The following is an 18,864-nucleotide window of genomic DNA, read 5'->3' as shown; positions in this document are numbered from 1 at the left end:
CCGCAGGTTCCGGGTGACGCCCGTGCGTTCCCTGTGATCCTGAGGGCACGCATACTCGGGGGATGACCTCGCACGAGCCCACCGGCGACCGCGGCGCCACCCCGGCACACGACGCGTACGACGCCGTCGTGCTCGCCGGGGGCGCCGCCCGGCGGCTCGGCGGCGCCGACAAGCCCGGCGTGCACATCGGCGGCCGGGCACTGCTCGACCGGGTGCTCACCGCCTGCGCCGACGCCCGCACGACCGTCGTCGTCGCCGGCTCCAGGCCCACCGCCCGGCCGGTGCTGTGGGCCCGCGAGGACCCACCCGGCGGGGGACCCCTCGCCGCGCTCGGCGCCGGGCTGCACCACACCACCGCAGAGCAGACCGTGGTCCTCTCCGCCGACCTGCCGTTCCTCGGGGCGGGCACCGTGCGACGACTGCTGAGCGCACTGCACGCCAGCGGCACCGAAGGCGTCCTTCTCACCGACGCCGACGGCCGCGACCAGCCCCTCGTGGCCGCCTACCGCACGCACGCGCTGCGCCGCGAACTGGCCACGCTCGCCACCGAGCACGGGAGCCTCACCGGCCTGCCGCTGCGTCGGCTGACCGCCGCCCTCCACCTCACCCGCGTCCCGGACCCCGTCGCCTCCTTCGACTGCGACACCTGGGACGACATCGCCACCGCCAGGGCACGCATCAGGGAGCATGGGCACGTGTTGGATGAATGGATTTCCGCAGCCAAGGACGAGCTCGGCATCGACCTCGACGTCGACACCGGTGTCCTGCTCGACCTCGCCCGCGACGCCGCCCACGGGGTGGCCAGGCCCGCGGCACCGCTGACCACCTTCCTCGTCGGCTACGCAGCCGCCCAGGCCGGCGGCGGCCCCGAAGCCGTCGCCGCAGCCGCCCGCAAGGCCGAGGCCCTCGCCCTGCGCTGGGCCGAGGAGGCCGACGAGACGGACAAGGCCGCGGGCGCCGAGCCCGACGTCGCTCCCGATTCCACCCCCGACACCCGCCCGGACGCCGGATGATCGCCCGCTCCACCCGGCCCGGCGAGGACGTCGAGGACCTCGACGTCGAGGAGGTGCTCGCCCTGGTGAAGGAACCCGACCACCGCACCCCCGACCACCGCACCCCCGGCGACTCCGTACCCGCGCCCGCCCCGCAGGCTGCCGACCCCGCCGCGCCGCACAAGCCCGACGCCCACCACCGGGCCACCCCCTGGCCCGAGGCCCGGGCGATCGCCGCCCGCGCCGCCCGGTCCGGCGCCCGCCGCCCCCTCGTCTCGGTCCCCCTCGAAGCCGCCCTCGGCCTCACCCTGGCCGCCCCCCTCACCGCCCTCACCGACCTGCCCTCCTTCGACACCTCGGCGATGGACGGCTGGGCGGTCGCGGGACCCGGTCCCTGGGACGTACGGGACGAGGGCGTCCTGGCCGGGCACGCCGCGCCCGAAGCCCTCACCGACGGCGAAGCCGTCCGTATCGCCACCGGCGCCCGCATCCCCCCGGACACCACCGCCGTGATTCGCAGCGAACACGGCCGCACCGACGACAAGGGCCGCCTGCACGCCACCCGGGAGGTGCAGCACGGCCAGGACATCCGCCCCCGCGGCCAGGAGTGCCGCACCGGTGACCAGCTCCTGCCCGTCGGCGCCCTGGTGACCCCCGCCGTCCTCGGCCTCGCCGCGGCCGCCGGCTACGACACCCTCACCGCCGTCCCCCGCCCCCGCGTCGAGGTCCTCGTCCTGGGCGACGAGCTGCTCACCGAGGGACGGCCGCACGACGGCCTGATCCGGGACGCCCTCGGACCGATGCTGCCGCCCTGGCTGCGCGCGCTGGGAGCCGAGGTGACCTCCGTACGAAGGCTCGGCGACGATGCAAAGGCCCTGCGCAAGGCCGTCACGGGCTCCGAGGCCGACCTGATCGTCACCACCGGCGGCACCGCCTCCGGCCCCGTCGACCACGTCCACCCGACCCTGGAGCGCATCGGCGCCGAACTCCTCGTGGACGGCGTGAAGGTGCGGCCCGGCCACCCCATGCTGCTGGCCCGCACCAAGGAGAACCAGCACCTCGTCGGCCTGCCCGGCAACCCCCTCGCCGCCGTGTCCGGCCTGCTCACCCTTGCCGAACCCCTGCTGCGCACACTCGCCGCACACCCCGCCCCGGAGCCGTACGCCCTGCCGCTCCAGGACGGGGTCCACGGGCATCCGTACGACACCCGGCTCATCCCCGTCGTGCTGCGCGGCGACAGCGCCGTACCGCTGCACTACAACGGTCCCGCCATGCTGCGCGGCATCGCCGCGGCCGACGCCCTCGCCGTCGTACCACCGGGCGGCGCCCGCCCGGGTCAGGAGCTGGAACTCCTCGACCTGCCCTGGGCGTCCGCCGGAATCGGGGTGTGTTTCACGTGAAACTTCCGGGCCATGACGCGATCGCCCGCCAAGCGGACGAACATCTCGTGACCCATCGGGTGAGACTGCCCAGGAAGGTCGTCGAACGGCCGATCCGCCAGGTCGCCAAACGACTGTTACTGGCCCTGGCGGTCCTGGTCGCGACCGCCCTGATCGTCTACGCCGACCACGACGGCTACAACGACAACTCCGACCGCGCGGTCGACCTGCTCGACGCCTTCTACTACGCGACCGTCACCCTCTCCACCACCGGGTACGGCGACATCACCCCGGTCAGCGACGCCGCCCGGTTCACCAACATCTTCGTCATCACGCCACTGCGCGTGCTCTTCCTGATCATCCTGGTCGGCACCACGCTCGAAGTCCTCACCGAACGCACCCGGGAGGAATGGCGACTGAACCGCTGGAGGTCCACCTTGCGCGACCACACCGTCGTCGTCGGCTTCGGGACGAAGGGGCGCTCGGCGATCCAGACCGTGTGTGCGACAGGACTGAAGAAGGAGCAGGTCGTCGTGGTCGACCCCAGCTCCGAGGTGATCGAGGCGGCGACGGCCGAGGGTTATGTCGGTGTGGTCGGCGACGCGACGCGCAGCGACGTGCTGAAGCGGGCCGAGGTGCACCGGGCGCGGCAGATCATCATCGCCACCCAGCGCGACGACACGGCCGTCCTCGTCACGCTGACGGCCCGGCAGCTCAACCGGGGGGCGAAGATCGTGACCGCGGTGCGCGAGGAGGAGAACGCGCCGCTGCTCCAGCAGTCCGGCGCCGACGCGGTCATCACCAGCGCCAGCGCCGCCGGCCGTCTGCTCGGCCTGTCCGTGCTCAGCCCGGCGGCCGCCATGGTCATGGAGGACCTCATCCAGCAGGGCAGCGGGCTCGACATGATCGAGCGGCCGGTCGTGAAGGCCGAGGTGGGCAGGACACCGCGGCAGACCGAGGACCTGGTGGTGAGCGTCGTACGCGGGCACCGGGTGCTCGGATACGACGATCCGGCCGTCGGGACACTGCAGTTGACGGACCGGCTGATCACCATCGTGCGGGCGTCGCCGGGCGCACAGGTCGCACCCGACGTCCGGCCCCTGCGCCCGGAGTGATCACCCCGGGGTACGGCGCCCCCTCGTGACCACCCCGAAGACCGGCACCTCCGCGCACCGCCGACGCCAGGGAGTAGCGTCCCCTTCATGCATGCGATCACGATTCCCGAACCTGGTGGGCCCGAGGCGCTGGTGTGGGACGAGGTCCCGGATCCGGTGGCCGGCGAGGGCGAGGTCCTGGTCGAGGTGGTGGCCGGCGCCGTCAACCGCGCCGACATCCTGCAGCGGCAGGGCTTCTACGACCCGCCGCCCGGCGCGTCCCCCCACCCCGGTCTGGAGTGCTCCGGCCGGATCGCCGCGCTCGGTCCCGGAGTCTCCGGCTGGGCGGTCGGCGACGAGGTGTGCGCGCTGCTCGCGGGCGGCGGCTACGCCGAGAAGGTCGCGGTCCCGGCCGGACAGCTGCTGCCCGTCCCCAAGGGCATCGACATCAAGCAGGCGGCCGCGCTGCCCGAGGTGGTCTGCACGGTCTGGTCCAACGTCTTCATGGTCGCCCACCTGCGCCCCGGCGAGACGCTGCTCGTGCACGGCGGCTCCAGTGGCATCGGCACCATGGCGATCCAGCTCGCGAAGGCCGTCGGCGCCAAGGTCGCCGTCACGGCGGGCACCGAGGAGAAGCTGCAGCAGTGCGCCGCACTGGGCGCCGACATCCTGATCAACTACCGGGAGCAGGACTTCGTCGCCGAGGTCAAGAAGGCCACGGACGGCGCGGGCGCCGACGTCATCCTCGACAACATGGGCGCCAAGTACCTGGACCGCAACGTCCAGACCCTCGCCGTCAACGGCCGTCTCGCGATCATCGGCATGCAGGGCGGCATCAAGGGCGAACTGAACATCGCCACGCTCCTGAGCAAGCGGGCCGCCGTCAGCGCCACCTCGCTGCGGGCCCGTCCGCTCACCGAGAAGGCGGCGATCGTCGCGGCCGTGCGCGAGCATGTCTGGCCCCTGCTCGACGCCGGCCACGTCCGCCCCGTCGTCGACCGCGAGATCCCGATGGACGACGCGGCGACGGCCCACCGGGTCGTCGAGGAGAGCGGTCACGTGGGCAAGGTGCTGCTGGTCGTGCCCTGAGTTCCGGCCTCGCCCGGGCCCGTCGTCATCCAGGAGACAAGGCTCTACGCCCGCCGCATCCGCAGGCCGATGAAGGCGAGGCCCAGGCCGAGGCCGATCAGCACCAGACCGCTGCCCAGGGGCAGGATGCGCAGGACGGGCTCGGTGGGCTGCTCGGCGGCTCGGGCGCCGGTGCGCTGTGCGGGCTTGGAGGGCACCAGGCCCGCCTCCGCGGGCGGCGACGCCGAGGCGGTCTGCCCCGCGTCGGCCTCCTCCTGGGACGATTCGTCGTCCCCCTCGTCCGACGGGGCGGCCGCAGACTCGTCCGCTGTCTCCCGTCGCCCCGGCCGCTCCCGGCCCTCACCCGCCCGGCTCCCGGCCCGGGACGGCTCCGGGGAGGCGGTGGAGGAGGCGGAGGCAGACGGGGAGGAAGTTCGGGAAGCAGCCGCAGGGGCTCCCTCAGCAGCCATGCGGCCGGCGTCGTGAGTCCCGTGCGCCGACACCGCCCCGTGCGTGGGCACGCTCCCGTGTGTCGCCACACCGCCGTAGGACACAACAGCCCCGTAGGACGCACCACCCGCATGAGGAAACACCAGTACGCCCGCCCCCACCCCCACCACGAGTCCGGCCCCCTGCAAAGCACGCAACCATGGATTCACGCCCCAAGCGTCACATTCACCACTGATTCCGGCATTCCGGGTTCCGCCAAAAAACCGAACCCGCTGCACAATCCGGGTATGTCGATTCGTCACGGGCTGCCGACGCTCCTCGAAGACGGCCCGGGCAAGGACCCCCACCGAGGCCGGGCTGCCGCGGCTGAGGGCGGAGAGCCACGCGCAGTGACGGAAACTCCCGCACCGTAAACGGTGGATCACCCTCCACAGGGGGCACCACGGTGGTGAGATGCACACGTGCGAGAGAATGGCGGCATGGAGATGCCGAGGAACGACAGGTCACCGGAGAACCCCCAGATCCTGGTCGTGGGCCAGGACGGCATGGCGATCGGCGGAGGGGACGAGGACTCCCGCGAGATCCCGGTGACGGAGCAGGTCGAGCAGCCGGCCAAGGTGATGCGGATCGGCAGCATGATCAAGCAGCTCCTGGAGGAGGTGCGCGCCGCTCCCCTGGACGAGGCGAGCCGGGCCCGGCTCAAGGAGATCCACCGAAGCTCGGTGAAGGAGCTGGAGGACGGGCTGGCGCCGGAGCTGGTCGAGGAGCTGGAGCGGCTCTCGCTGCCCTTCACGGACGACGGCACGCCCAGTGACGCCGAACTGCGCATCGCGCAGGCCCAGTTGGTGGGCTGGCTGGAGGGCCTCTTCCACGGCATCCAGACCACGCTGTTCGCCCAGCAGATGGCCGCGCGAGCCCAGTTGGAGCAGATGCGGCGCGCGCTGCCGCCGGGCGTCGGCCACGAGATGAGCGAGGACGGACCCACGGCCGGCCGCTCGGGCGGGCCGTACCTGTAGTCGAATGGGCTACCTGTAGCAATGGGCTACCTGTAGCAATGGGCGACCTGTAGCGACGAGGGCGAAAGGGCCCGGCAGCCGAAGCCGCCGGGCCCTTCGTCATGCGAGCGTCTGCAGGCCCGGGATCAGGACGGGTTGCCCGTCGAGACGTCGAGCGTGATCTCGACCTTGTCCGGGTCGACGTCCGTGCCGGCCTCGGGGGACTGGTCGATCACCGCGCCCTCGCCGAACGTGTTCTCGTCGTAGTCGTTGACCACCAGCGACCAGCCGGCGGCCTTCGCGCACTCCTTGACCGAGTCGATGTACTTGAACCGGAAGTCGGGCACCCGGATCTTGTTCTCGTCGGTGTACGACTCCTGCGGCTCCGTGCACTCCGTCGAGTCGATCACCTTGGTGGTGTCAGGCCCGCGCCAGTCCGCCGCGTGCGTCGCCGTGGGGTCCGGGCTGCTGCCGCCGCCGCTCTCGCCGCCGCCTCCGCCCCCACCGCCGTTGAGCGCCAGGGCCGCGATCAGACCGCCGACGGCGATGATCGAGACGACGATCGTGCCGATGACCACCGACTTGTTGTTCTTTCCGCCCCCCGGAGGCCCGGAGGGCCGCTGCTGGGGCGTGAGGTTGTACGGCGGCGGGGTCTGCGGCTGTCCGTACGGGGACGGCGTCCGGTAGCCGCCCTGCTGCGGATAGCCGTACGCCGGAGAAGGAGGCGGCGTCGGAGCGCCGTACGGATTCGGGTTCGGGGTCGGCGGCTGGGGCGCCTGGTACGGCGTCTGCACGGGGCCCGGCGGGGCCTGGGGCGCCTGCGGGACCGGCGGGAACACCGCGGAGCCGACACCGGAGCCGCTCTGGGGGCGGGTGCCCGGCACGATGCTCGGCGGGGCGGCCTGCACGGACGCGGCCACCCGCAGGCACTCGTCGCGCATCGCCTCGGAGCTCGGGAAACGCTCGTTCGGGTTCTTCTTCAGCGCGCGGGCCACCAGCGCGTCCACCGCGGGAGGCAGCGCCCGGTTGATCGACGAAGGAGTCACCGGCTCCTCCTGCACATGCGCGTACGCGATCGCCAGCGGTGAGTCCGCCTCGAACGGCAGCCGCCCGGTGACCAGTTGGAACAGCATGATGCCGACCGAGTAGAGATCGGACCGGGCGTCCACGCCCCGCCCCAGCGCCTGCTCGGGCGACAGGTACTGCGGGGTGCCGACCACCATGCCGGTCTGTGTCATGGACGTCACACCGGACTGCATGGCGCGCGCGATGCCGAAGTCCATCACCTTGACGACGCCGCGCTTGGTGACCATCACGTTGCCCGGCTTGATGTCCCGGTGGACCAGGCCCATCTCGTGACTGATCTCCAGCGCCGCGAGAACGTCCGCGGTGATCTTCAGCGCCTTGTCGGCGGGCATCGCGCCGAACTGCCGTACGTCCTCGTCGAGCACCGAGCCCAGCGGGCGGCCCTCGACGTACTCCATCACGATGTACGGCGTGGTCATGCCGTCCAGGCTGTCCTCGCCGGTGTCGAAGACCGAGACGATGTTGGTGTGCGTGAGCTTGGCCACGGCCTGGGCCTCGCGGCGGAAGCGCTCGCGGAAGGCCTGCTCGCGGCCGAGCTCGGTGTGCAGCGTCTTGATCGCGACCTGGCGGTCGAGCACGGAGTCGTAGGCCAGGTGCACGGAGGCCATGCCGCCCTCGCCGAGCAGGTCGCGCAGTTGATAGCGGCCGCCGGCGAGCGCCCGCCCCGCATACCGGCCCTGTGCGCCGTCCTGGCTCATGTTCCGCTTCCCCCGTGGGCCTTGCGGCGCCGTTGACTGCCGATGATCCAAAGTGCTATTCCCGGCCAAGTCTGCCCCAGGGCACTGACACGTCAAGCTCGGTGCCCGATCCGTGACCGTACGCGATAGAAGCGTCGCGGGAGCGTTACAGAGGCTGTACGGGCGGTACACAGAACTTGCACGCACTGACGGAGTGACGGTTTGATGGCCGGTCCGTCCTGTGCCGGTTCCGGCCCCCTTCTCGGTCCGGCGGCTTGCGTTGAGGCTGTAGCGTGGCCGACGGAGACCGTAACAACACCGCGCGCACCGCGGGCAGAAACGACGGCGAGGACTGATGGCACAGCAGCAGCGCGCCCAGGGCCCGTCCGACCCCGAGGCGACTGGCGGCGGTATGTCAGATGCGCCGGAAATGTGGGGGAACGGCGGATTGGTCGGGGACGGCCGGTACCGGCTGACCCACAGACTCGGCCGGGGCGGCATGGCGGAGGTTTTCGCCGCGGAGGACGTGCGCCTCGGGCGCACCGTCGCGGTCAAGCTGCTCCGGGCCGACCTCGCCGAGGACCCGGTCTCCAAGGCCCGCTTCACGCGCGAGGCCCAGTCGGTGGCCGGCCTCAACCACCACGCGATCGTCGCCGTGTACGACTCCGGCGAGGACTATGTGGGCGGCCACTCGGTGCCGTACATCGTGATGGAGATCGTCGAGGGCCGCACCATCCGCGACCTGCTGATCAACGCCGAGGCGCCCGGGCCCGAGCAGGCCCTGATCATCGTCTCCGGTGTGCTGGAGGCGCTCGCCTACTCGCACCAGCACGGCATCGTGCACCGCGACATCAAGCCGGCGAACGTGATCATCACGCACACCGGCGCGGTGAAGGTGATGGACTTCGGCATCGCCCGTGCCCTGCACGGCGCGCAGTCGACGATGACGCAGACCGGCATGGTCATGGGCACGCCGCAGTACCTCTCCCCCGAGCAGGCGCTCGGCAAGGCCGTCGACCACCGCTCCGACCTGTATGCGACGGGCTGCCTCCTCTACGAACTCCTCGCGCTGCGGCCCCCGTTCACGGGTGAGACCCCGCTGTCGGTGGTCTACCAGCACGTCCAGGACATCCCGACGCCGCCGTCCGAGGTCTCCGACAGCGTGCCGCCGGAGCTCGACGGCCTCGTCATGCGCTCGCTGGCCAAGGAGCCGGACGACCGCTTCCAGACCGCCGAGGAGATGCGCGGCCTCGTCCAGTACGGGCTGCAGATGCTGTACGACCAGGGCGGGCACACCGGCACCTGGAACACCGGCCCGGTCGCCGTGCACGAGGGCCGGCACACCCCGGCGGCGGGCTTCGCCGGCACGGCGGTGCTGCCGCACCCCGGCGGCTCCTCCGGTACGACGCAGATCCCGCAGCCGATCCTGCCCGCCGGCTACGGCGGCGGGGACGACGGCGGCTTCGAGGGACACGGCAACAAGGGCAGCGGCCGCGGCAAGCTGTGGATCCTCGCGGTGTTCGCGATCATCGCCATCGCGGCGGGCGTGGCGCTGGCGCTGCACAACACCGGCAACGGCAAGGGCGGCGACGGCACCACCCAGTCGCCGACCACCTCGCAGTCCACCAAGGACGACACGGCCACCGAGTCCCCGACCGACGAGCCCACCGACCAGCCGACGGACACGTCCACGGACAACGGCACCGGCACGAGCTCCGGGACCGGGAACTACACGCCGTCGTACACGCCGTCGTACACCCCGTCCCACACTCCCAGCAGCCGGCCGAGCACCCAGCCGACGGACCAGCCGACCACTGAGGACCCGACGGACGACCCGACCCCGTCGAGCGGTCCGACGGACCAGCCGACGGACCCGGGGACGGGTGCCGGCGGCCCGACAGGGGACACGTCGGGTCTCGGCGGCTGACCGCCGCCCGGGCTCGCCCGAGGTGAAGTCTTCCCGTGACGTGGGTCACCGGGATAACGTGCCGTTGTTCCGGCCCCCTGCAAGGCTGTGACCAGGAGATGTTCCCGACTTTCGCGATTTACTTGGAAATCCAAGCAAAATCGCAGGTCAGGAGGGGTTTCACAGAAATGTGGAGCACTGGGTAACGTGCCTTTTGCAGGGCGCTCGCCGGGGCACCTGTCACGCCTGTCCCCGACCGGGCCGCACCCACCCTGTGCGTCCGTAGGGCTTCAGGCGAGCCGCACTGGCATCCCGGCGAACCCGGGATGCCGGACCGACGGAGGAGCACACGTGACCGTGGAGAGCACTGCCGCGCGCAAGCCGCGACGCAGCGCCGGTACCAAGAGCACGGCCGGCAAGACGACCACCGCAAGGAAATCGCCGAGCACCGACCCCGAGCTCGTACAGCTGCTGACGCCCGAGGGCGAGCGCGTCAAGAACGCCGAGTACGACGAGTACGTCGCCGGCATCACCCCCGATGAGCTCCGCGGCCTGTACCGCGACATGGTGCTCACCCGCCGCTTCGACGCCGAGGCCACGTCCCTGCAGCGCCAGGGCGAGCTGGGCCTGTGGGCCTCGCTGCTCGGCCAGGAGGCCGCCCAGATCGGCTCGGGCCGGGCCACCCGCGAGGACGACTACGTCTTCCCGACCTACCGCGAGCACGGCGTCGCCTGGTGCCGCGGGGTCGACCCGGCCAACCTGCTGGGCATGTTCCGCGGTGTGAACAACGGCGGCTGGGACCCCAACAGCAACAACTTCCACCTGTACACGATCGTCATCGGCTCCCAGACGCTGCACGCCACGGGCTATGCGATGGGCGTGGCCAAGGACGGCGCGGACAGCGCGGTGATCGCCTACTTCGGCGACGGCGCCTCCAGCCAGGGCGACGTGGCCGAGTCCTTCACCTTCTCCGCGGTCTACAACGCCCCCGTGGTGTTCTTCTGCCAGAACAACCAGTGGGCGATCTCCGAGCCGACCGAGAGGCAGACCCGCGTCCCGCTCTACCAGCGTGCGCAGGGCTTCGGCTTCCCCGGCGTCCGGGTCGACGGCAACGACGTGCTGGCCTGCCTCGCGGTGACGAAGTGGGCCCTGGAGCGCGCCCGCCGCGGTGAGGGACCCACCCTCGTCGAGGCGTACACGTACCGCATGGGCGCCCACACCACCTCCGACGACCCGACGAAGTACCGGGCCGACGAGGAGCGCGAGGCCTGGGAGGCGAAGGACCCGATCCTGCGCCTTCGCCGGTACCTGGAGGCATCGAACCACGCGGACGAGGGATTCTTCGCGGAACTCGAGGCCGAGAGCGAGGCGTTGGGCAAACGAGTGCGCGAGGCGGTCCGCGCCATGCCGGACCCGGACCACTTCGCGATCTTCGAGAACGTGTACGCGGACGGGCATGCGCTCGTCGACGAGGAGCGGGCCCAGTTCGCCGCCTACCAGGCGTCGTTCGCGGATGAGGGGGGCAACTGAGATGGCCGAGAAGATGGCTCTCGCCAAGGCGATCAACGAGTCGCTGCGCCGCGCCCTGGAATCCGACCCCAAGGTCCTGATCATGGGCGAGGACGTCGGCAAGCTCGGCGGTGTCTTCCGGGTGACGGACGGCCTGCAGAAGGACTTCGGCGAGAGCCGGGTCATCGACACCCCGCTCGCCGAGTCCGGAATCGTCGGCACGGCCATCGGTCTGGCCCTGCGCGGCTACCGCCCGGTCGTGGAGATCCAGTTCGACGGCTTCGTCTTCCCCGCCTACGACCAGATCGTCACGCAGCTCGCGAAGATGCACGCGCGCTCGCTCGGCAAGGTCAAGCTCCCCGTCGTCGTCCGCATCCCCTACGGCGGCGGCATCGGCGCGGTGGAACACCACTCCGAGTCCCCCGAGGCGCTCTTCGCGCACGTGGCCGGCCTGAAGGTGGTCAGCCCCGCGAACGCGTCGGACGCCTACTGGATGATGCAGCAGGCCATCCAGAGCGACGACCCGGTGATCTTCTTCGAGCCCAAGCGGCGCTACTGGGACAAGGCCGAGGTCAACACCGAGGCCATCCCCGGCCCGCTGCACAAGGCACAGGTCGTCCGCGAGGGCACGGACCTGACCCTCGCCGCGTACGGCCCGATGGTGAAGCTCTGCCTGGAGGCCGCCGCCGCGGCCGCCGAGGAGGGCAAGTCCCTCGAGGTCCTGGACCTGCGCTCGATGTCCCCGCTGGACTTCGACTCGATCCAGACGTCCGTGGAGAAGACGCGCCGTCTGGTCGTCGTCCACGAGGCGCCGGTGTTCCTCGGCACGGGCGCGGAGATCGCCGCCCGCATCACGGAGCGCTGCTTCTACCACCTGGAGGCACCGGTCCTCAGGGTCGGCGGCTACCACGCCCCGTACCCGCCGGCCCGCCTGGAGGAGGAGTACCTGCCGGGCCTGGACCGGGTGCTCGACGCCGTCGACCGCGCCCTGGCGTACTGAGGAGAGGGTCGTGACGACGATGACGGAAGCGTCCGTACGCGAGTTCAAGATGCCGGACGTCGGCGAGGGCCTCACCGAGGCCGAGATCCTCAAGTGGTACGTGCAGCCCGGCGACCAGGTCACCGACGGGCAGGTGGTGTGCGAGGTCGAGACGGCGAAGGCGGCGGTGGAGCTGCCCATCCCGTACGACGGGGTGGTCCGCGACCTGCACTTCCCCGAGGGCTCCACGGTGGACGTGGGCACGCCGATCATCGCGGTGGACGTGTCGGGCGGGGCCGCTGTGCCCGCCCCGGCGCAGGCCGCTGCTCCTGCTGCCCCCGTGGAGGAGAAGAAGCCTGAGGGCTCCGGCCGTCAGCCGGTGCTGGTGGGTTACGGCGTCGCCGCGTCCTCCACCAAGCGCCGCCCGCGCAAGGGCCCCGAGGTGGTGGTCCCGGAGGCCTCGACGGCGGTCCAGAAGGAACTCAACGGCCACGGGCCGGTCGCCGCTGCCGCCCCGGCGAGTACGGCCGAGAAGCCGCGCCCCCTGGCCAAGCCGCCGGTGCGCAAGCTGGCCAAGGACCTGGGCGTCGACCTGGCGACCGTGGTCCCGTCCGGGCCGGACGGCATCATCACGCGCGAGGACGTCCACGCGGCGGTGGCGCCGCCGGCCGCGGAGCCGGTGACGGCTCCCGCTGTCTCCGCACCCCCTGCCCCGGTCCCGGCATACGACACGGCCCGTGAGACCCGGATCCCGGTCAAGGGTGTGCGCAAGGCGACGGCGGCGGCGATGGTGGGCTCGGCGTTCACGGCGCCGCATGTCACCGAGTTCGTGACGATCGACGTGACCCGCACGATGAAGCTGGTCGAGGAGCTCAAGCAGGACAAGGACCTGCAGGGGCTGCGCGTCAACCCGCTGCTCCTGATCGCCAAGGCCCTCCTGGTCGCCATCAAGCGCAACCCGGGGATCAACGCGTCCTGGGACGAGGCGAACCAGGAGATCGTGCTCAAGCACTACGTCAACCTGGGCATCGCCGCAGCCACCCCGCGCGGCCTGATCGTCCCGAACATCAAGGACGCCCACGACAAGACGCTCCCGCAGCTGGCCGAGGCCCTCGGCGAGCTGGTGTCGACGGCGAGGGAGGGCAAGACCTCCCCGGCGGCCATGCAGGGCGGCACGGTGACGATCACCAATGTCGGCGTCTTCGGCGTCGACACCGGCACGCCCATCCTCAACCCGGGCGAATCCGCGATCCTCGCCGTCGGCGCGATCAAGCTCCAGCCCTGGGTCCACAAGGGCAAGGTGAAGCCCCGCCAGGTCACCACGCTGGCGCTGAGCTTCGACCACCGCCTGGTGGACGGCGAGTTGGGCTCGAAGGTGCTGGCGGACGTGGCGGCGATCCTGGAACAGCCGAAGCGACTGATCACCTGGGCCTAGGCGCCCGCCGGTTGTCCCGATGTGCGGCTCCGCCGTGGGGCGCTGACATGCCGTCTGATGCCTGCTGCATCGTCGCGGCTGCTCGCGCCCAGGTGGCGGAGCCGCATGCTTGAACCTGGCGCCTCGTCTGGGGCGCCGGTGAACTGTGGCGGACTTCTGCGCCTTGCTCGGTGAGCGCTGCTGTCGGGGGCCGTGCACTGGGTCTTTGGGGCGTCGGCGAATGTGGTGGGTCTCTCGGCCGTGCTCAGAATGCGCTGCCATCAGGGGCCGTGCGCTCGGCCGTCGGGGCGTCGGCGAAATGTGGGGGACTTCGCGGGTCCTGCTCGGCAGAAGCTGCCGTCAGGGGCCGTGCATTGGTCCCTCGGGCGCCGGTGAACCGTGATGGGCTTCGGCGGCCTTGCTCTGCGCGCGCAGTTGCGGGGGCCGTGTACTTGGCTCTCGGGGCGCCGGTGAACTGTGGCCGGCTTCGTCTGCCCTGCTCGGCAGGCGCAGTCGTCAGGGGCCGTGCGCCCTCCCAGGGTGCGGCTACAGGGGGCGGCGGCACAGCAGCGTGGCGATCTGTGGCCTTCCGCTTCCCTCGGGCTCCTGCAGCACCCGTGCCGTGACGACCAGCCCGGCCCGCTCCAGGAGTTCCACGAGCTGTTCCGGTGGGAGCCGATGCGACTCGTACGAGACCGGATGGCCGCCGTAGGCCTGCGCCCGCCGGACGCACTCGCCCGCTCCCACATGACCGGCCAGCATGAGCAGGCCGCCGGGCCTGAGGGTCCGGTGGAACTCGCCGTAGACGAGCGGGAGCTGGTCCGGCGGGGTGTGGTGGGTGGAGTAGTAGGCGAGGATGCCGGCGAGCAAGCCGTCCTCGATGTCCAGCGCGGTCATCGAGCCCACCGTGAAGGTCAGGCCGGGATGCGTTTGGCGGGCCAGTTCGATCATCCGCGGGGACAGGTCGACGCCGAAGGCCGACAGCCCCAGCCCGGCGAGGTGCGCCGTCACGAGGCCCGGGCCGCAGCCCAGATCCGCGACGGGGCCGCCGCCGCCCTCCCGCACGGTCTCCGCGAACGCGGTCAGCAACGCCCGTGACAGCGGATCCAGTTCGGCCGGTCGCTTGACCTGCTTCAGGTAGTCGGCGGCGACGGTGTCGTAGGACTCCCGGACCGCGGCGAGGTAGGAGGGCTCGGTCACCCGGGCACTCTAGACGAGGCGAAGGGCCCCTCGCCGATGCGGCGAGGGGCCCTCCCGTTCCTGAACCGACCGGGGTCAGCCGAGCTGCGCGAACCCGTAGTTCATCAGCTTCTTCGCGTCCGCCTCGCGCTGCGGGATGGACGTGGAGGAGAGGACGGTACCGATGACCGTCTTGCCGCCCCGGGTGGCGGCGAAGACGAGGCAGTACCCCGCCTCGGGGCCGGAGCCGGTCTTCACGCCGATGGTGCCGCTGTAGCTGCTGAGGAGCCCGTTGGTGTTGGTCCACGGGGTCATCGTGCGGATGCTGCCCGTCTTGGTGACGGTCTTCGCGGTGTACGACTTCGTCTTCACGACCGTGCGGAACGTGGAGTTCTTCATCGCACTGCTGGCGATCTTCGTCAGGTCGCGCGGCGTCGAGTAGTTGTTGCCATTCCCTATGCCGTCGAACGAGTCGAAGTGCGTGTTCGCCAGGTGCAGGTCCGACGCGGCCTTGTTCATCTTGCCGATGAACGACTTCACACGCGCGGCCCGGGTCGTACCGGAACCGTACGTGTCGGCGAGCGCGTAGGCGGCGTCGCAGCCCGACGGCAGCATCAGCCCGTACAGCAGCTGACGGACGGTCACCTTGTCGCCGACGATCAGGTGGGCCTGCGAGGCGTTGTTGGCGACGACGTAGTCGCTGTACGCCTTCTGGATCGTGACCTTCTTGTCCAGGTTCAGGTTCGGCTGCGCGAGCACGACCTTCGCGGTCATGATCTTCGTGGTGGAGCCGGTGGACCGCTTGGTGTCCGCTGCCTTCGTGTACAGCGTCTTGGCGTTCGCGTTGTTCATCACGTAGCCGCCCTTGGCGACGATCGTGGGCGCGGTGACGGCCTGCGCGGGCGCAGCGGTGAGGGCGGCGGTCGCGAGCATGGCGCCGGCCGTCACGGTGACGGCGGCGGCTCTGCGGACACGGCTGCCCGGAATGCCGGTAATCAAGTGTTTACCCCGATTGTGTCGAATGCCCCTGGCGTGCGGCCGAGTTGAGCGTGCAAAGAAGCTGGGGCCGCACGTGTGTGACACGTAAGTAGCACAGAAGGTTGTGCGGCTGCAGAGGCGGGGTTCCCGTAAGCAGTAATCCGCGAGCGACGATCCGTCCGCATGGTGGACGAACCCCCTCATGGGTACGTGTTGTATCTATCCTGTTCGCATGAGCAGCCCGGGGACCCTGACCGCCAAGCAACCACCCGCCGCCGACCGCGTCTACACCCACGTCAAGCAGGGCGTCCTGGAGCGCCGCTACGAGGGTGGGACCCTGCTCACCGAGGGCGAACTCGCCGAGGCCGTAGGGGTGTCCCGCACTCCGGTGCGGGAGGCCCTGCTGCGCCTTGAGGTGGAAGGGCTGATCAGGCTCTACCCGAAGAAGGGCGCCCTGGTCCTGCCCGTGTCCGCGCAGGAGATCGCCGACGTGGTGGAGACCCGGCTGCTGGTCGAGACGCATGCGGCCCGCAAGGCCGTGCCCGCCCCCGCCGGCCTCGTCGAGCGGCTGGAGGAACTGCTGGCGAAGCAGAAGGCACAGGCCGCCGCAGGTGACCTCGCGGGCGCCGCCGTCACCGACCGCTGCTTCCACGCCGAGATCGTCCGCAGCGGGGGGAACGAGATCCTCTCCCGGCTCTACGACCAGCTCAGGGACCGGCAGTTGCGCATGGGCGTCGCCATCATGCACTCCCATCCCGACCGGATCGCCAAGACCCTCGCCGAGCACGAGGAGATCCTTCAGGCGCTGCGCTCGGGGGACCCGGAGGAGGCGGTCGGGGTCGTGCACCGGCACGTCAGCTGGTTCTCGCACCTGGCGCGGGGTGAGGTCCGATGAGGTCGTCGTCCGCCACGACCATGCTTCCGGGTGACCCGCCGGGCGGCCGGCGCGCGATGGCGGTCTGGGGAATCGGCGTCTCCGTCTACTTCGTCGCCGTCATCTTCCGTACGTCCCTCGGGGTGGCCGGCCTCGACGCCGCCGACCGCTTCCACGTCAACGCCTCGGCGCTGTCCACCTTCTCGATCCTGCAACTCCTCGTCTACGCCGGCATGCAGATACCCGTCGGCCTGCTGGTGGACCGGCTCGGCACCAAGAAGGTGCTGACCATCGGGGTCGTGCTCTTCACGGCAGGTCAACTCGGGTTCGCGTTCTCCCCCTCGTACGGCATGGCCCTCGCCTCCCGTGCGCTGCTCGGCTGCGGTGACGCGATGACGTTCATCAGCGTGCTGCGGCTGGGCACCCGCTGGTTCCCGGCGCGGCGCGGGCCGCTGGTCGCGCAGCTCGCGGGACTGGCCGGGATGGCGGGCAACCTGGTCTCAACGCTGGTGCTGGCCCGGCTGCTGCACGGCGTCGGCTGGACGGCCGCCTTCGCGGGCAGCGCGCTGGCCGGAGTCGTCGTCCTCGTCCTGCTCCTGCTGTTCCTGAAGGACCACCCCGAGGGGTACGAGCCGGAGCCGCTCCCGCACCAGGGCGCCGCGTACGTACGGCGGCAGATCGCGGCCTCCTGGCGGGAGCCGGGGACGCGACTCGGACTGTGGGTGCACTTCACGACCCAGTTCCCGGCGATGGTGTTCCTGCTGCTGTGGGGGCTGCCGTTCCTGGTGCAGGCGCAGGGCGTGTCACGGGCCACGGCCGGTGAACTCCTCACCCTGGTCGTCCTGTCGAACATGGTCGTGGGGCTCGTCTACGGCCAGATCATCGCCCGGCACCACGCGGCGCGGCTGCCGCTGGCGCTCGGGACCGTGGCGGCGACGGCGGTGGTGTGGGCGGCGACGCTGGCCTACCCGGCCGACCGGGCGCCGATGTGGCTGCTGATCGTGCTGTGCACGGTGCTCGGCTCCTGCGGTCCGGCGTCGATGATCGGCTTCGACTTCGCGCGGCCGGCCAACCCGGCGGAGCGGCAGGGCACGGCTTCCGGGATCACCAACATGGGCGGCTTCGTCGCCTCGATGACGACACTGTTCGCGATCGGCCTGCTGCTGGACGCCACCGGTGACGACTACACCGTCGCGTTCTCCGCGGTGTTCGTGCTCCAGGCGCTCGGGGTCAGCCAGATCCTGCGGCTGCGGGGGCGGGTCGCCCGGCGGGAGCGGGAGCGGCTGGTGGCGAGCCGGGTGGAGACGGTGCACGTGCCCGCGTGAGGCAGGCGGTTCACTGCGACGGACGTTCACAGCCCAGCTGTTGCCGTGTCATGGGCGTGTGACAGCGGTGTCGTGAAGCGAGGACGGACGTGACCCGGGGGACCGGCGGCCCCTCATAGTCAGCGAGTGCATCGAACGCCTCGAACGCAGTCCTCGCTCTTGAAGGGAACCTCCTGATGAACCGCCGCCTGCGCAAGACCGCCCTCGTCACCGCCGCGATCTCGGCAGGCCTGCTGATGACGGCTTGTCAGAACGGTTCCGCCGACAAGGGCAGCGCCCCGGACAGCTCGGCGTCCACGACGGCCACGTCGCAGGGGAGCTCGAGGACCTCGGGGACGTCCAACGCCTCCGGCTCCTCGGGCACCGCCGCCGGGAACGCGTCGAAGTCCCAGCAGGGCGCGGACGCAACCATCACCGGGGGCACGGTCAGCTACCTCGCCCCGGGCAAGTACATCGTGTCCGTGCCCGGAAAGACCGACCGTGCGTTCTTCGTCGCCGGCGACACCCAGGTCCACGGCGCCGGCACGATCTGCGGCGGCTCGCACTGCACGCTGGACCAGCTGGAGACGGCCACCAGGAAGGCGGCCGTTCCCGCCGATGTGACGATCAAGAAGGGCGTCGCCACGGTCGTCCGCGAACGCCACAGCGCGGGCAGCGGCAGCGGCACCGGCACCAAGGGCGTCAGCGGCACCTGGCTCGGCAACGTCAGCTATCTGGCGCCGGGCAAGTTCACCGTGTCCGACATGAAGGGCGTCGAGCAGGCGTTCTTCGTCGCCGACAGCACCAAGGTGTACGGCGCGGGCACCATCTGCGGCACCGCGGGGTCCTCGGAGACCTCCCGCTGCACCCTGGACCAGCTGGAGGCCGCCGCCAAGAAGGGTGTCTCCGCGAAGGTCGTGATCAGCGGCGGTGTCGCCACGACCGTCACCGAGGACCACTGATCACCGGATCCGCAGGCG

At 71.1% G+C, this 18,864-nt stretch carries 16 protein-coding genes; 12 read left to right on the top strand and 4 right to left on the bottom strand.

Annotation, left to right across the window (positions count from 1 at the left end; all coding sequences use genetic code 11):
• Window positions 1-62: 62 nt before the first annotated feature.
• The 4 genes from ACFY1E_RS07630 (at window position 63) to ACFY1E_RS07615 (ending at window position 4,554) form a co-directional block, all read left to right on the top strand.
• Window positions 63-1,013: an NTP transferase domain-containing protein gene (locus tag ACFY1E_RS07630; RefSeq protein WP_389072643.1), complete on the top strand. Its 951-nt coding sequence runs from the start codon at window positions 63-65 to the stop codon at window positions 1,011-1,013.
• Window positions 1,010-2,392, top strand: a complete 1,383-nt coding sequence (locus ACFY1E_RS07625) for a molybdopterin molybdotransferase MoeA (RefSeq protein WP_389072641.1) — start codon at window positions 1,010-1,012, stop codon at window positions 2,390-2,392. Before ACFY1E_RS07630 ends, ACFY1E_RS07625 begins: the two co-directional genes overlap by 4 nt.
• Window positions 2,389-3,486 carry a potassium channel family protein gene (locus ACFY1E_RS07620; RefSeq protein ID WP_389072639.1) on the top strand — a complete coding sequence of 366 codons (1,098 nt, stop codon included), beginning with the start codon at window positions 2,389-2,391 and terminating at the stop codon, window positions 3,484-3,486. Before ACFY1E_RS07625 ends, ACFY1E_RS07620 begins: the two co-directional genes overlap by 4 nt.
• Before the next feature lie 87 nt (window positions 3,487-3,573).
• Complete coding sequence (locus tag ACFY1E_RS07615) at window positions 3,574-4,554, top strand: NAD(P)H-quinone oxidoreductase (protein WP_389072636.1); 981 nt, start codon at window positions 3,574-3,576, stop codon at window positions 4,552-4,554.
• Window positions 4,555-4,598: 44 nt separating this feature from the next.
• Here the strand turns inward: ACFY1E_RS07615 and ACFY1E_RS07610 are convergent, their stop codons facing one another.
• Window positions 4,599-5,003 (bottom strand): hypothetical protein, encoded by a 405-nt coding sequence (locus ACFY1E_RS07610; protein ID WP_389072634.1) that lies wholly within the window; start codon window positions 5,001-5,003, stop codon window positions 4,599-4,601.
• Between the two features lie 459 nt (window positions 5,004-5,462).
• Between ACFY1E_RS07610 and ACFY1E_RS07605 the strand changes: the two genes are divergently transcribed.
• Window positions 5,463-5,999, top strand: coding sequence for a bacterial proteasome activator family protein (locus ACFY1E_RS07605; RefSeq protein WP_389072631.1), 537 nt, complete (start codon window positions 5,463-5,465; stop codon window positions 5,997-5,999).
• Window positions 6,000-6,124: 125 nt separating this feature from the next.
• Here the strand turns inward: ACFY1E_RS07605 and ACFY1E_RS07600 are convergent, their stop codons facing one another.
• Window positions 6,125-7,762, bottom strand: a complete 1,638-nt coding sequence (locus ACFY1E_RS07600) for a protein kinase (RefSeq protein ID WP_389072630.1) — start codon at window positions 7,760-7,762, stop codon at window positions 6,125-6,127.
• A 334-nt stretch (window positions 7,763-8,096) separates the two neighbouring features.
• Here ACFY1E_RS07600 and ACFY1E_RS07595 point away from each other — a divergent pair, with 334 nt between their 5' ends.
• From ACFY1E_RS07595 to ACFY1E_RS07580, 4 genes are all read left to right on the top strand, one after another.
• Window positions 8,097-9,668: a protein kinase gene (locus tag ACFY1E_RS07595; protein ID WP_389072627.1), complete on the top strand. Its 1,572-nt coding sequence runs from the start codon at window positions 8,097-8,099 to the stop codon at window positions 9,666-9,668.
• A gap of 330 nt (window positions 9,669-9,998) precedes the next feature.
• A complete protein-coding gene (pdhA, locus tag ACFY1E_RS07590) occupies window positions 9,999-11,177 on the top strand; it encodes a pyruvate dehydrogenase (acetyl-transferring) E1 component subunit alpha (protein ID WP_389072625.1) in 1,179 nt (392 codons plus the stop codon).
• 1 nt (window position 11,178) lies between these two features.
• The gene (locus tag ACFY1E_RS07585; RefSeq protein ID WP_389072623.1) at window positions 11,179-12,156 is read left to right on the top strand and encodes an alpha-ketoacid dehydrogenase subunit beta; all 978 of its coding nucleotides are present in this window, start codon (window positions 11,179-11,181) and stop codon (window positions 12,154-12,156) included.
• Window positions 12,157-12,166: 10 nt separating this feature from the next.
• The gene (locus tag ACFY1E_RS07580; RefSeq protein ID WP_389072621.1) at window positions 12,167-13,570 is read left to right on the top strand and encodes a dihydrolipoamide acetyltransferase family protein; all 1,404 of its coding nucleotides are present in this window, start codon (window positions 12,167-12,169) and stop codon (window positions 13,568-13,570) included.
• A 525-nt stretch (window positions 13,571-14,095) separates the two neighbouring features.
• Here ACFY1E_RS07580 and ACFY1E_RS07575 read toward each other — a convergent pair.
• Together ACFY1E_RS07575 and ACFY1E_RS07570 are read right to left on the bottom strand one after the other, a co-directional pair.
• A complete protein-coding gene (locus tag ACFY1E_RS07575) occupies window positions 14,096-14,749 on the bottom strand; it encodes a class I SAM-dependent methyltransferase (protein ID WP_389072619.1) in 654 nt (217 codons plus the stop codon).
• A 75-nt stretch (window positions 14,750-14,824) separates the two neighbouring features.
• Entirely contained in the window at window positions 14,825-15,727 is a 903-nt protein-coding gene (locus ACFY1E_RS07570; protein ID WP_389072617.1) for a D-alanyl-D-alanine carboxypeptidase family protein, read from the bottom strand.
• 211 nt (window positions 15,728-15,938) lie between these two features.
• Here ACFY1E_RS07570 and ACFY1E_RS07565 point away from each other — a divergent pair, with 211 nt between their 5' ends.
• From ACFY1E_RS07565 to ACFY1E_RS07555, 3 genes are all read left to right on the top strand, one after another.
• Window positions 15,939-16,601 carry a GntR family transcriptional regulator gene (locus tag ACFY1E_RS07565; RefSeq protein ID WP_389072614.1) on the top strand — a complete coding sequence of 221 codons (663 nt, stop codon included), beginning with the start codon at window positions 15,939-15,941 and terminating at the stop codon, window positions 16,599-16,601.
• Complete coding sequence (locus ACFY1E_RS07560; protein ID WP_389072612.1) at window positions 16,598-17,905, top strand: nitrate/nitrite transporter; 1,308 nt, start codon at window positions 16,598-16,600, stop codon at window positions 17,903-17,905. Before ACFY1E_RS07565 ends, ACFY1E_RS07560 begins: the two co-directional genes overlap by 4 nt.
• A 176-nt stretch (window positions 17,906-18,081) precedes the next feature.
• Window positions 18,082-18,846, top strand: coding sequence for a hypothetical protein (locus ACFY1E_RS07555; RefSeq protein ID WP_389072609.1), 765 nt, complete (start codon window positions 18,082-18,084; stop codon window positions 18,844-18,846).
• The last annotated feature ends 18 nt before the right edge of the window (window positions 18,847-18,864 follow it).

The organism is Streptomyces sp. NPDC001604 (assembly GCF_042893475.1).
GTDB lineage: Bacteria > Actinomycetota > Actinomycetes > Streptomycetales > Streptomycetaceae > Streptomyces.
The sequence above is the reverse complement of the archived record's forward strand: the minus strand, read 5'-3'. Positions and strand labels throughout refer to the sequence as shown.